We start from the raw sequence: 13665 nt of genomic DNA on the forward strand, positions 1-13665 counted from the left end.
ACCACCACGGTGGCGGGTGTGGAGGAGGGCATCGTCGTTCAGACGCCCGCGCAGGAGGACTACCAACCAGAGCAGCAGGTCGTCATCAGCGCTCCCCCCGAGCGGGTGTACCGTTTCGACACCGACACGGGAGACCGATTGCGATGACGAAGCTGTTCAACGACCCGGCGCGGTTCACCGAAGACATGCTCGCCGGGTTCCTGGACGCCAATGCGAAGTACGTCACGGGGGTCCCCGGTGGCGTGGTGCGCGCGCACGAGACGCCGCCGGGCAAGGTCGCCGTCGTGATCGGTGGCGGGTCGGGGCACTACCCAGCGTTCTGCGGAACCGTCGGAGCCGGCTTCGCCGACGGCGCGGTGGTCGGCAACATCTTCACCTCGCCGTCCGCCGAGGAAGCCGCATCGGTGGCACGTGCCGCGCACGGTGACGCCGGCGTCCTGCTCACCACCGGCAACTACGCCGGCGACGTGATGAACTTCGGCATCGCCGTCACACAACTTCGCAGCGAGGGCATAGACGCGCACTACTTCGCGGTGACCGACGACATCGCCAGCGCGCCAGCGGGCGAGGAAGCCAAGAGGCGCGGCATCGCAGGCGATTTCACCGTGTTCAAGTGTGCCTCGGCCGCCGCGGAGGACGGCCTCGACATCCAGGGCGTGATCCGCGTCGCGGAGGCGTCCAACGCCGCAACCAGGACCCTCGGGGTCGCCTTCGACGGCTGCACCCTGCCTGGCGCCGAGCATCCCTTGTTCACCGTGCCTGAGAAGCAGATGGGCGTCGGCCTCGGCATCCACGGTGAACCCGGAGTTCGCGACGAGCCGATGCCGTCGGCCGCCGACCTCGCGGTGACGCTGGTCGACGGCGTGCTCGGCGACCAACCCGCGGGAGGGTCGCAGCGGATCGCGGTGATTCTCAACGGACTTGGGCGCACCAAGTACGAAGAACTCTTCGTGGTCTGGGGCACCGCGTCGCGCCTGTTGCGGGAGCGTGGCTACGAAATCGTCGAACCCGAGGTGGGCGAACTGGTCACCAGCCTCGACATGGCCGGCTGTTCACTGACCGTGATGTGGCTCGACGAGGAACTCGAGAAGTACTGGACCGCACCCGCCGATAGTCCGGCGTACCGCAAGGGTGTTGCTGCGCAAGCGGGTTCGGGTGAACGGCGTACTTCAGGGGCGAGCGAAGCGACGGGGAGGGGCAACGCCGCCGCCGATGCGGCGGCTCCCATGCGCGACGTCGCCGAGCTGGCCGATGAGGACGGCCGTTCCGGAGGACGGTTCGTCGCCAAGTCGATGGCCGCCATCGCGACCATGCTGGCCGACGTCGAGGACGAACTCGGCCGCATCGATGCGGTCGCGGGCGACGGCGACCACGGTCGCGGCATGGTCAAGGGATCGACGGCGGCCCGAGCCGCGGCGGCCAAGGCCTCCGACGACGGCGCGGGCCAGGGCTCGGTCCTCGCGGCGGCCGGAAGGGAGTGGGCGGCCAAGGCCGGCGGCACCTCCGGCGTGCTGTGGGGTGCTCTGCTGAACGCGGTGGGTGCCCGCCTCGGTGACACCGGCCGCCCGGACTCGGCGGCAGTCGCGGCAGCCATGCGCGCCGGCTACGACGCACTCGTCGAGCTCGGCGGGGCGTCACCCGGCGACAAGACGATGCTCGACGCCATGCTGCCGTTCGTCGACGAGCTGCAGCGTCGGGTGGCCGACGGCGAGTCGTGGCAGGACGGCTGGCGGGCGGCCGCCGACGTAGCGACCGAAGCGGCCAGGGCCACCGCGGACATGCGACCCAAGGTCGGCAGAGCCCGTCCGCTCGCGGAGCGCAGCGTGGGGACGGCCGACGCAGGCGCAACGTCACTGGCGATGTGCGCCCATGTCGTCGCAGATTGCTTCGCACTTCCAAGGGAGACGCCGAGATGACAGGCCTGAGAATCGTCGTCGGTTGCGACGACGCCGGCTACGAATACAAGGAGACCCTCAAGGGCGACCTGCTCGCCGACGACCGGGTCGCCGACGTCATCGACGTCGGCGTCGGCTCGGACGAGCACACCGCGTACCCGCACGTTGCCGTCGCGGCCGCGCGGTTGGTGGCCGAGGGCAGGGCCGACCGTGCGCTCCTGGTATGCGGTACCGGGCTCGGCGTGGCGATCAGCGCCAACAAGGTGCCGGGAGTTCGCGCCGTCACGGCCCACGACGGCTTCTCCGTCGAGCGGTCGGTGCTGTCGAACAACGCACAGGTGCTCTGTTTCGGACAGCGGGTGATCGGGCTGGAGTTGGCCCGGCGGCTGGCCCGCGAGTGGCTCGGCTACGAGTTCGATCCGAATGGCGCATCGGCGGACAAGGTCGATGCGATCTGCGGTTACGAGTCCGATTCCATCGCGCCCTGACCCGAACTCGAAAATGTCATCTTTGGCTGAACAGCTGCCCCTCGAACGTTTCGGCAACTGGGAAATGCGCTGCCAGCGACGTGGCACCCGGCCGTTGCACCCCGTCTAGCTGCATGTTGGCCAATGTCAACACAATTTCAGCGACCAACGGCGCGCCATTGCGCGGGGACGCATCAAGGGCTGCCGTGGTCATTCCCTGAACCGAGCCAAAAGAAATATTGACCACGCAGTAGTCACAGGGCCCGTTTCGCGGCAGAATCTCGTTAACCGGTTCCGATCCTGTGGAACAATTGCAACGAATTAGTCACGATGGGGCCGTTGACTGGGGGGAGGAGATCACCATTTCGACGCATCTGCGCATGGCAGCGAGCGCTTTCGTGCTTTCCGGCGCTCTCCTCATCGGCAGTTCCGGTGGCGCAATCGCCACTGCTGACACCGATTCCAGCGGCTCGACGACCGGCAACTCGGTTGCGGGTGATCCGACTCCAACGACCACTCCGACTCGCGGACCGATCAGGACCTTTGCGGACAGCGTGCGCAAGCAGGTCGAGATGTCCTTGAAGGGCACCGTGCAAACCGTCACGGGTGCGCTCAACTCGATGTCCGGCGCAACACCATCCACGATCCCGAAGTCGCCGCCGACGACGTTCGGCGGTACCCCCACCGTGTACGGCAGCACGGTGCCCGAGAGTGCTCCGACCGACGACGTGACGCCGGCACCGGAAGTGACGCCCGCGGCGGAAGTGGCCCCCGCACCCGAAGCGACGCTCGCATCCGAGACGAACGCGGTCGCGATACCGCCCACGGTGCCCGCCGTGCCCCCGGTGCCACCCGTCCTCGCTCCAGATCCGATGGTCGCGCTGTCCAAACTGGTGAACCCGATGAGCAACGCGGTCGCGACGGTGGCAGGCACCCTCTTCTTGGCCCCCGGCGTCCTCGTGGCGCTGCCTACCTCCACAACGCCGGTTGCCGACGTGCTCACGTACTTCGAAACCGTGCTGACCTCGGTTGGTAGTGCGGGAACGTCCCTTGCGCAAGTCCCTGGCGATCTCGCCACCTATCTCGGTGTCGGCACCACGATCCAGACGCCGACCGTCGGCGCGGCGACGGGCCTGCCCCGGCTGCGTGCCATCACCGGCGTACCGGAGACGGCGCCGAGTTGGTCCGCCGTGCCGCAGCTCCCAACCGCCCTCCTCCCCGGAGTCGAGGTGGCCCCGGCCATCGACGAGGTGCCCGTGGCGCCTCTTGACGTCACGACGACGGGCACCGCCGGCGGTCAGTCGAGTCCGGTGTCGGCGCTGTTGAATCCGAAGAACGACGTGCTGTCGATGGTGGAGCACGTCATCGGCGCAATCGTGGCAACGGTGTCGCTCACGGCACTGGCGGCGATGGCCCTGCCGGGTCTCCTCGGACTCCTGACTACCTGCGCCGCGGGCATCCGGGTCGGCTATCGCCAGGCCAAGGCGGGCGCGGCGCTGCCGGACACGGCGATCTCGCGATTCGTCGGCTCGGGTCCGATCGGTGTCGTCCGCTCCAATTCACAGGTCCAGCTGCGGTCCCGCGCTTCGCGCGTCGCCCGTCCCGCCGCCAAGGTCGCCGGGCGTACCCGCGCGCTGTACGCCGTCGGCTCGGAGTCGCCGTCGACGACGCAGTTGCTCGATCACGCCGTCTAGCCACGGAATCCGAGGACAACTCGTCACCTGGCGTGCACGGACACGTCACGCTCTGATTGCCGCCGCGCTGTCCTGCTGAAGCACCGTGCTGTCTATGAGCACTGCTTCCGTACTCATCGCCGCTGATCAATCGACCGCGACGGCGGACACGCCGCGCTACACACTGCTGCTCTCCACCGACGCCGCGCTCATCGACGACGCGCAGCGCCTGCGCCATCAGGTGTTCACCTCCGAGCCGGGGTTCGACCTCACCGGCACCGCAGACGGCCGGGACTCAGACCGTTTCGACGAGTTCTGCGACCATCTGCTCGTCCGCGAGGACCAGTCCGGCGAACTCGTCGGGTGCTACCGGATGCTGCCACCCCCGGCGGCCATCGCCGCGGGTGGTCTGTACAGCGCCACCGAGTTCGACGTCACCGAGCTGGACCCACTGCGGCCCTCCCTTGTCGAAATGGGTCGCGCGGTGGTGCGAGAGGACCACCGCAATGGCGGCGTCGTGCTGCTGATGTGGGCGGGCATCCTGGCCTATCTGGACCGCTGCGGATACGACTACGTGACCGGTTGCGTATCCGTCCCAGTCCGAGGCACCCCCGAGGAAATCCCCGGCGCCCAGATCCGCGCCGTCCGCGACTTCGTGCGTAGGCGGCACGGCTCGGAGTACGCCGTATACCCGCATCGGCCGGTCGTGCTCGACGGCAAGGGCCTCGACGACATCGCGCCGCCCGCGCGGGTCACCGTGCCGCCCCTGATGCGGGGCTATCTGCGACTGGGAGCCGAGATCTGCGGAGCCCCGGCGCACGACCCCGCCTTCGGGGTCGGCGACTTTCCGGCACTGCTCGACAAGGCCAAGGCCGACGTCCGCTACCTGCAACGGTTGCGATCGGTGTCCCAGGCGACCGACATGTCCGACGGGATGAGCCGATGAGCAGTTTCGGTGGGCACGAGCGGAGCACGCGGGGAATTGGCACAGGATTGATCGAGAGCCCCTGGCTGCCGCGGGCGTCGTGCGACTCGTCGTGTGTCCGCACCGACCCCAGCCGGGGTTCTCGTCGGCTGGTGACCGCCGCGCGGATCTCCGTGCGGGTGGCCTGCGCGCTGGCGGTGCTGCCGACGGCGGCACTGCTCGCGCTGCCGTTGCCCGGCAAGGCGCGGGCCCAGCGCATCTACTGCCGCCTCATGCTCCGAAGCCTAGGTGTGCGGGTCACGACGTCCGGCGGGCCAATCCGCAACCTCAGCGGCGTGCTGGTGGTCAGTGGGCACGTGTCATGGGTCGACATCTTCGTGATCGGCGCGGTGCTTCCCGGCTCCTTCGTCGCACGCGCCGATCTAATCGAATGGCCCGCCCTGGGATTCCTCGCCCGCCTGATGAAGGTGATCCCCATCGAACGGGCCAGCCTGCGCAGGCTGCCCGAGGTCGTGCGCACGATCGCCGACCGGTTGTCCATGGGTCAAACCGTTGTCGCGTTTCCCGAGGGGACCACGTGGTGCGGTCTCGGCTACGGCCGCTTCCGTCCTGCGATGTTCCAGGCCGCCGTCGACGCGGGTCGGCCCGTGCAGCCGCTGCGCCTGACCTATCACCACCGCGACGGGCAGCAGTCGACGATCCCCGCCTTCATCGGCGACGACTCGCTACTGGAGTCGGTCCGCAGGGTCATCACCGCCCGACTCACCGTCTGCCATGTGCAGGTGCAGTCTCTGCAACTGCCAGGCGAGAACCGGCGCGACCTGACGACCAGGTGCGAGGCCGCGGTACGCGGCGAGACGGTAGTTGAGGCCCGCACGGCGCACGGGTCCGCGCTGGTCGCGTAAGCCCGTCCGGCCCGGCCGGTATCCTTGACGGGCCATGAGCGCCGTCTACCTTGATCACGCCGCCACCACCCCGATGCACCCCGCTGCGATCGAGGCGATGACGGCAGCCCTGGCGACGGTGGGCAACGCGTCGTCGCTGCACACCACCGGTCGGGCGGCCCGCCGTCGGATGGAGGAGGCGCGCGAGACGTTGGCCAGGCTCCTCGGCGCGCGGCCGTCGGAGATCATCTTCACCGCGGGTGGCACCGAGAGTGACAACCTCGCGGTGAAGGGCATCTACTGGGCCCGTCGCGATGCGGAGCCGAAGCGTCGCAGGATCATCACCAGCCCCATCGAGCACCACGCGATCCTCGACGCCGTTGAATGGCTCGTCGAGCACGAGGGTGCGGAGGTGACGTGGTTGCCGGTGGGCTCCGACGGATCGGTGGCCACCACCGCGCTGCGTGAGGCACTGCGGGAGCACGACGACGTCGCACTGGTGACGATCATGTGGGCCAACAACGAAGTCGGCACCATCATGCCGATCGCCGAACTGGCCGCGATCGCGGCGGAGTTCGACGTGCCGATGCATAGCGACGCAATCCAGGCGGTCGGCCAGCTGCCCGTCGACTTCGCGGCCAGCGGTCTCTCCGCGATGAGCGTGGCGGCCCACAAGTTCGGCGGCCCCTCCGGCGTCGGCGCCTTGCTGCTGCGTCGCGACACGGCCTGTGTGCCGCTGCTGCATGGCGGCGGGCAGGAGCGCGACGTACGTTCCGGCACACCCGATGTCGCGGGCACGGTCGCGATGGCCGCGGCAGCCCAGCTGGCCGTCGATGGGCTCGAGGCCAACCGCACTCGGATCTCGGCGCTGCGAGACAGGCTCATCGAAGGCGTCTTGACGTCGATGGACGACGTCGATCTCAACGGTGCCGCCGGCGACGCACGTCTGCCGGGCAACACGCACTTCACCTTCCGCGGTTGCGAAGGTGACGCATTGTTGATGTTGTTGGACGCCAAGGGAATCGAATGCTCCACCGGCTCGGCCTGCACGGCCGGGCTGGCACAACCTTCACACGTGCTCATCGCGATGGGTGCCGACGCGGCGAGTGCGCGCGGGTCCCTTCGACTGTCGCTGGGGCACACCAGCACCGACGCCGACGTCGATGCCGCACTCGAAGTGCTGCCTGCGGCCGTGGATCGGGCGCGGCAAGCCGCGTTGGCCAGTGCGGGACGGAAATAGACATGCGAGTACTGGTGGCCATGAGCGGCGGCGTCGACTCCTCGGTTGCCGCTGCGAGGATGGTCGACGCAGGCCACGAGGTGGTCGGCGTGCACCTCGCGTTGTCGTCGGCGCCGGGCACGTTGCGCACCGGCTCGCGCGGTTGCTGCTCCAAGGAGGACGCGGGTGACGCGCGGCGCGTCGCCGACATCCTCGACATCCCCTTCTACGTCTGGGATTTCGCCGACCGCTTCAAGGAGGACGTGATCGATGACTTCGTCGCGTCCTACGCGCGCGGCGAGACCCCGAATCCGTGCGTGCGGTGCAACGAGAAGGTCAAGTTCTCGGCGTTGTCGGCCCGCGCGCTCGCGCTCGGTTTCGACGCGCTTGCCACCGGCCACTACGCCCGGCTAGCCGACGGTCGGCTGCGCCGCGCCGTCGACGGCGACAAGGATCAGTCCTACGTTCTCGGCGTGTTGAACGACCAGCAGCTTGCGACGGCGATCTTTCCGATCGGCGACACCCCGAAGCCTCGGATTCGTGAAGAAGCCGCTCAGCGCGGGCTGGCCGTCGCCGACAAGCCGGACAGTCACGACATCTGCTTCATCCCTTCGGGGGACACCCGGGCGTTCCTCGGTGCGCGCATCGGCATCCGTCGCGGCTCTGTCGTGGACTCGGGGGGCACCGTGCTGGCCGAACACGATGGCGTGCACGGGTTCACGATCGGCCAACGCAAGGGCCTCGGCATCGCCGGACCCGGTCCGGACGGCCGCCCCAGGTACGTGACGTCGATCGATGCCGAGAGCGGCACGGTGCACGTCGGAGACGTCAGCGATCTCGACGTGTGGAATCTGGTCGGCGAGCGGCCGGTGTTCACGTCGGGTACGCCGCTGGCTGGACCCGTGGAGTGCGAGGTACAGGTCCGTGCGCACGGCGGCATTGCCGGCGCGGTGGCGGAGGTCCGCGACGGCACCCTCGTCGCCACGCTCCGCAGGCCGCTCAGCGGTGTTGCGACCGGTCAGACCATGGTGCTGTACCGACCGGATCCCGAGGGTGACGAGGTCCTCGCCAGCGCCACGATCGCGGTCGCGGACGACAAGCGCTAGCCGGGGATCCGCTCGAGGATGTTCGTCATGACGATGTCGGGCACCGACGGCGGATAGGCGCAGAACGTGACCTCGACGAGCACCACCGACTTCAGCCGATAGTCGCGGCCGCACTCGTTGCTGGTGCGGGTGCGGATGGCATCGGACGTCACCGTCCATTCGCCGACGTAGCCTGCCGTCGCCGATCCGCACGCGTCGACCCTCTCGGCGAGACCATTGAATGCGTGGCGTGCCGTTGCGACGTTGCGGTAGGCCGCGGCGCCTTGGGAGATGAGCGACCCGTCCGGCGGATTCTGATAGGTCGTCTTGTGGAATTCTTCGAGCTCGGGTCCGAACGTCTGCGTCTCGGCGAACATCCAGGCGCACGGTGGGGGAACGCGCTTCGCGAAAACGTCGATGTCGACGGGGTTCTTGCCATCCATGCTCGGAATGACCGTCAGATCGTCGCCCGCGCCGGTGATCGCCCGCATCCGAGACTGTTCGAGCAGCACACCGTCCACGTCGATCGGAGACCGGGAGTCCTCGTCGATGCCTGGTGTGGAACGCACGGCGTTACCCGCGACGGTGGACGTGCACGCGACGGTCCACGCGGTCGCAAAGACCACCAGCAGCAGCCTCGAGCGGGACGCGCGCATGGTCGACGGTAACTCGTCGCATCGCCCATCGAATACTGTTGGCCGCGTGAGCGTTTTCGCCGCGGCAACCGGCATCGGATCCTGGCCAGGCACGGTGGCGCGGGAGGCCGCTGAAGTGGTGGTCGGTGAGCTGCACACGCTGACGCACCTGGTCGAGTTGCCCGCCCGCGGGATCGGCGCCGATCTGATCGGCCGCGCTGGCGCACTTCTCGTCGACATCGGCATTGACACCGTGCCTCGGGGATACCGCGTTGCCCCCGGCCGAAGCTCCGTGGTGCGCCGCGCGGCGAGTCTGCTCGACGAGGACGTCGACGCCCTCGAAGAAGCATGGGAGCGGGCTGGCCTACGCGGCGGTTCGCGCACCGTCAAGGTCCAGGCACCGGGACCCATCACGCTGGCAGCGAACCTCGAACTGGCCAACGGCCACCGGGCGATCACCGACGTGGGAGCGGTTCGCGACCTGGCGGGCAGCCTCGTCGAGGGCATCGCACTGCACCGGGCCGAGATCGCGCGTCGGTTGGAAGTGCCGGTCGTGGTGCAGCTCGACGAACCGTCGCTGCCCGCTGCACTGGCCGGGCGGCTGACCGGCGTGACGAGCTTTTCGCCGGTGCATCCGGTGGACGAGTCGTTGGCGCAAAGTCTGCTAGACGAGTGTGCCGCGACGATCGGTGGCGAAATCGCGTTGCATTGTTGTGCACCTGACCTGCCATGGAAGATGTTGCAGCGCAGCGGTATTGCTGCCGTATCGGTCGACGTGGCCACCTTGACGGCAGCCGATCTGGACGGCATCGGCGAGTTCGTCGAATCGGGGCGGGCGGTGCTGCTCGGCGTGATCCCGGTGCAGCCGCCGGAGGGTCGGACGTCACCACGAGAGGTGGCCAAGGCGGCCGCGTCGATCACCGACCGACTTGGCTTTCCGCGTGAGGTACTGAGGGACCGCATCGGAGTCACGCCTGCCTGTGGCCTCTCCGGGGCGACGGCGCAGTGGGCTCGCACCGCCATCGAATTGGCGCAGAAGGTTGCCGATGGGATCTCCGACGACCCGAGCGCGGCGTAGGGTCGAGCTAACACCCCACCGGTCAGGGAGGACCGTGCCAAAGTCGATCATTCGCGTGGCCGCAGGCGCCGCGGCCATCTTCGTGATCACCGTGGCCGGCGGTCCTGGCGCCGCCGTGACGTCGGCGGACCCGGGCTCATCGAGATCGCCGTCGGGTCAGTCGCGCGATGGCGCGAATTCGCGCGGCCATGGCAACGGTCCTCAAGTTCAGCGCGGCTCACGCGACGGTGAACGACGCAGCAACGATCGGAATGTCAATGGTCGCCGCGGCGAGGATTTGAGCTCCCGTGGCGAGCCTGACGTCACCGCAGGTGATGGCCCCTCGACCTTCGTCGTGGCGCAGTCGACGACGACGTCGTCTCGCGGGGTGGTCGCGGCATCGGAGGCGCCCACGGTCGCGGCATCGGAGGCTCCCGCGGTCGTGGCAGAGGTTCCGACCGTCCCCGTTGCCAGCGCAGGAACGGGAGGTGGTGGTTCGGCGCCCGGCGCCTCGGTGGCACCGCTCGTGGTGCCCCGCGTGATCTTCGGCGACGGGCGGTCACGGGGTCTGCTTTCGCCCGCAGAACCGGCAACCGCGCAACGCGCCGAGCCCGCGCCTGCAACGTCGGTCGAGCCGACGGCCGCGGCGCCCGCGTCGCCTACGCCGCTCGTGATGGACGTCAGTCCATGGCCTCTGTCCGAGACGCCGGTGATCACGTTCTTTGGCAAGGTCGAGTCCGGCTGGCCCGTTGGCGTTCTCTTCGGCATCGCCGGCTTGCTTCTCGCACCGATCGCCGGCGTGTGGCTGGGTCACCGTCAAGCGCGCGCGGCGAAGGTGACCTCCAACCTCGCCATCCTCGAGGATCCGACTCCGACTCCGACTCCGACTCAGGCGGGCGCCGGCTTCGGCTCGTAGCGCCGACGTCCTACGGTGTGCGCAGATCCTTCCGCAGGATCTTGCCGGAAGCGGACTTGGGAATCGTGTCGATGAAGGCCACCTGCCGGACCTTCTTGTACGGGGCCACGTGCTCGGCAACGAATCCCATCACGTCACCTTCGGTTAGCTCAGCACCGGATAGCTTGACCACGAACGCCTTTGGGATTTCCTCGCCGGAGTCCGAGTCGGTGACGCCGATGACGGCGGCATCGGCGATGCCGGGATGGGTAAGTAGTACCGCTTCGAGTTCGGCAGGGGGAACCTGATAGCCCTTGTACTTGATGAGTTCCTTCAGTCGGTCGACGATGTAGACGCATCCCGTCGAGTCGACCCGCGCGACGTCGCCGGTGTGGAGAAATCCGTCGTCGTCGATGGTCCCGCGGGTGGCCTCCTCGTTGCCGAGGTATCCGGCCATCACGTTGGGGCCCTTGAACCAGAGCTCGCCCGTCTCGCTCAGTCCCGATGTCGGAGGCTCGATTTCGGCTCCGGTCTCGGAGTCGACGATCTTGCTGATGGCATTGGGGACGGTCCAGCCGCAGGAGTTCAGCGGTGCGACGGAGCCGACTAGCTCCTTGCCCCCATCGAACGGTGCGACGTGGCTGACGGGGCTCAACTCACTCATGCCGTAACCCTGGACGACCTGGCAACCGAGCCGCTGCTTGACAGCGCTGCCGAGGTCCTCGTCGAGCGGCGCGGCCCCGGACATGATGCCGCGCAAGCTGGACAGGTCGTACTGGTCGATGACGGGGTGCTTGGCAAGCGCGACGGCAACCGGGGGAGCGATGAAGGCGTATGTGCACCTGTGCTTTTGAATGTTGTCGAGGAACTCCGCGAGATCGAAACTCGGCATGATGACCAGGCGAGCACGGGCGTGCATCGCCGCGTTCAGCAGCACCGTCATTCCATAGATGTGGAAGAAGGGCAGCACGGCCAGAATGCGGTCATCGGGCTGCATGCCCTGCAGAGGGCGAATTTGTGCGACGTTGGCGGCAAGGTTGCGATGTGTCAGCATCACGCCCTTCGGATTTCCGGTCGTGCCCGAACTGTAGGGCAGCGCCGCCAGGTGGGCGGCCGCGTCGAACGTCACCTCCGGTGCCCGCAAGCCCAGTCCGAGTAGATCCTCGGCGTTGGGGTGCCCGTCAACCGCTTCGCCAGGACCGTCGAGAACGATGACCCTGTCGGTCGACAGCCCGATCGAGTCGGCGCCGTCGGCGGCCTGCGCCACCAGTGGCGTCACCGTGACGAGCATGGTGGCCTTGGCGTCGGTCAGCTGCTTGGCGATGTCCTTGGCGGTGAACAGTGCGTTCAAGGTAGTGGCGGTGGCGCCTGCGCGCAGAATGCCGTGGAAGGCGATCGCGAACGCCGAACTGTTGGGTGCCAGCAGACCGACGACGTCACCGACGCCGATACCGCGGGCGGCCAGCGCGCCGGCGAATGCGTCGATGCGGGTGACCATGTCGCGGTACGTCGTCTCGGTGCCGGACTTGGCGTCCACCAACGCAATGCGGTCGGCGTCATCGTCGGCGAGGTCGCCGAACAGATAGTCGTAGAGACTGCTGGTGGGAACGTGGACCTGGGGGAAGGGGCTCGAGAAACTCATCGTGGGTTGATCGAACCATGACCCGGCCCTCAACATGCGAACAGTGGGCCCCTCTCGTGAAGGGCCCACTGCCGCCGGGGGGCTATCTCACTTGGCGCTGTCGGAACCTCCGCCTTCTGAACCGCTGCCGCCTGTCGAACCGCTGCCGCCTTCCGAACCTGCTCCCGACCCCGAGGTGGCACCTGCGGTCGTCGGCGAGGCAGCCGAGGCCGCTGCGCCATCGCTGGCACCGCCCGACTTCGCGGAACTCGGGGCCCTCGTGGTGGGCTCCGACTTGGCGCCGTCCTTCACGTCGAGACCGGTCTTGGCCTCCTCCGCGTGCTTACCGGTCTTCTCGGGCTTGGTGTCCTTCGCGGTCTTGCCTGCGGTGCCAGCTGCGGACCCCTCGGCGTCGTCGCCGGTCTTGGCGGCACTGCTGCCCTCGGTCGCTTCGGCGGTCTTGGCCGTCTTGGTGGTGGAGGCGGCGGCCGCCGCGCTGCTGTTCTCATTGGCGGTCACGGTCTTGGCGACGGGTGTCGTCGATGTGCTCGACGGGTCGGTGGCCACGGGATCCGTGGCGGGCGTGGGGTCTGCGACCTCGGCCGTTTGCAGTGCCACCACGGGGTTCGGCGCGGCGGGCTGGGTCAGGACGCCGAGCGCCGTCGCGGCCGTGGTGCCCAGCGTGTCGACGACGGTGCCGACGGTGGCCAAGCCGGTGGCTCCGACGGCACCGACGGTGGCCAAGCCGGTGGCTCCGACGTTGCCAACCGTGGCCAGGCCGATGGCTCCGACGTCTCCGATCGTCGCCAGCGCGGTGGCTCCGACGTTGCCGACCGTGGCCAGTGCGGCCGCTCCGGCAGTGCCGATGCCTGCGAGAGCCTGGGCCCCCGCGATACCGACGCCCGCGAGGACCTGAGTCAGTGCGGTGGCGCCGCCGTTGTAGGCCGTCGCGAGAGCCGCGAGATAGCTGGCCGGGTTCAACGGATTGGCGAGGATGGTGCCGAGAGCCAACGCACCGGTGCTGCCCAGGGTGGTGACGACTCCGCCGACGGTCAGAAGCGCCGTGTTGGCGACGTTCCCGACAGTTCCGAGCAGCGTCGAGGCCACGGTACCCGCACCGACGAGGCCGATCTGCGTTGCGAGGCCCAGCCCGAGCAGCGTCCGCTCCGTGGCGGTGGCGACCCCGTACAGGCCCTGCTGGGCGGCGAGGTTCAGCCCGGCCACGGCCAGTTGGCCAGCCGTGCCGACACCCAACAAGGTCTGGTTGACGGCGGTGAGTCCGCCGGTCACCAGCACGTTGAGGGCGGTG

At 68.5% G+C, this 13665-nt stretch carries 12 protein-coding genes; 9 read left to right on the plus strand and 3 right to left on the minus strand.

Features of this window, described 5'->3' with window-relative positions:
* Positions 1–143 precede the first annotated feature (143 nt).
* The 7 genes from QOD90_RS06190 (at position 144) to mnmA (ending at position 8169) form a co-directional block, all read left to right on the plus strand.
* Positions 144–1916 (plus strand): dihydroxyacetone kinase family protein, encoded by a 1773-nt coding sequence (locus QOD90_RS06190; RefSeq protein WP_526347720.1) that lies wholly within the window; start codon positions 144–146, stop codon positions 1914–1916.
* On the plus strand, positions 1913–2383 hold the full coding sequence (locus tag QOD90_RS06195) for a ribose-5-phosphate isomerase (RefSeq protein ID WP_526347722.1): 471 nt from the start codon (positions 1913–1915) through the stop codon (positions 2381–2383). The genes QOD90_RS06190 and QOD90_RS06195 overlap by 4 nt, the downstream gene beginning before the upstream one ends.
* A gap of 359 nt (positions 2384–2742) precedes the next feature.
* Positions 2743–4056 carry a hypothetical protein gene (locus tag QOD90_RS06200; protein WP_526347724.1) on the plus strand — a complete coding sequence of 438 codons (1314 nt, stop codon included), beginning with the start codon at positions 2743–2745 and terminating at the stop codon, positions 4054–4056.
* Between the two features lie 94 nt (positions 4057–4150).
* Positions 4151–4981 (plus strand): GNAT family N-acyltransferase, encoded by an 831-nt coding sequence (locus QOD90_RS06205; protein WP_526347726.1) that lies wholly within the window; start codon positions 4151–4153, stop codon positions 4979–4981.
* Complete coding sequence (locus QOD90_RS06210) at positions 4978–5865, plus strand: lysophospholipid acyltransferase family protein (protein ID WP_526347728.1); 888 nt, start codon at positions 4978–4980, stop codon at positions 5863–5865. The genes QOD90_RS06205 and QOD90_RS06210 overlap by 4 nt, the downstream gene beginning before the upstream one ends.
* 34 nt (positions 5866–5899) lie before the next feature.
* Positions 5900–7084 carry a cysteine desulfurase family protein gene (locus tag QOD90_RS06215; protein WP_526347730.1) on the plus strand — a complete coding sequence of 395 codons (1185 nt, stop codon included), beginning with the start codon at positions 5900–5902 and terminating at the stop codon, positions 7082–7084.
* A gap of 2 nt (positions 7085–7086) precedes the next feature.
* Positions 7087–8169, plus strand: a complete 1083-nt coding sequence (gene mnmA, locus QOD90_RS06220) for a tRNA 2-thiouridine(34) synthase MnmA (protein ID WP_526347732.1) — start codon at positions 7087–7089, stop codon at positions 8167–8169.
* Here mnmA and QOD90_RS06225 read toward each other — a convergent pair.
* On the minus strand, positions 8166–8804 hold the full coding sequence (locus QOD90_RS06225; RefSeq protein ID WP_526347734.1) for a sensor domain-containing protein: 639 nt from the start codon (positions 8802–8804) through the stop codon (positions 8166–8168). The genes mnmA and QOD90_RS06225 overlap by 4 nt on opposite strands.
* 46 nt (positions 8805–8850) lie before the next feature.
* Between QOD90_RS06225 and QOD90_RS06230 the strand changes: the two genes are divergently transcribed.
* Both QOD90_RS06230 and QOD90_RS06235 read left to right on the plus strand, forming a co-directional pair.
* A complete protein-coding gene (locus tag QOD90_RS06230) occupies positions 8851–9861 on the plus strand; it encodes a uroporphyrinogen decarboxylase/cobalamine-independent methonine synthase family protein (RefSeq protein ID WP_526347736.1) in 1011 nt (336 codons plus the stop codon).
* 34 nt (positions 9862–9895) lie between these two features.
* Complete coding sequence (locus tag QOD90_RS06235) at positions 9896–10756, plus strand: hypothetical protein (RefSeq protein ID WP_526347738.1); 861 nt, start codon at positions 9896–9898, stop codon at positions 10754–10756.
* Positions 10757–10766: 10 nt separating this feature from the next.
* Here QOD90_RS06235 and QOD90_RS06240 read toward each other — a convergent pair whose 3' ends face one another.
* Positions 10767–12377, minus strand: a complete 1611-nt coding sequence (locus tag QOD90_RS06240; RefSeq protein ID WP_526347740.1) for a 4-coumarate--CoA ligase family protein — start codon at positions 12375–12377, stop codon at positions 10767–10769.
* 87 nt (positions 12378–12464) lie between these two features.
* The coding region (locus QOD90_RS06245) for a hypothetical protein (protein ID WP_526347742.1) at positions 12465–13665 on the minus strand (1201 nt) is incomplete at its 5' end.

The organism is Mycobacterium sp. (assembly GCF_032161845.1).
Classification (GTDB): Bacteria; Actinomycetota; Actinomycetes; order Mycobacteriales; family Mycobacteriaceae; genus Mycobacterium.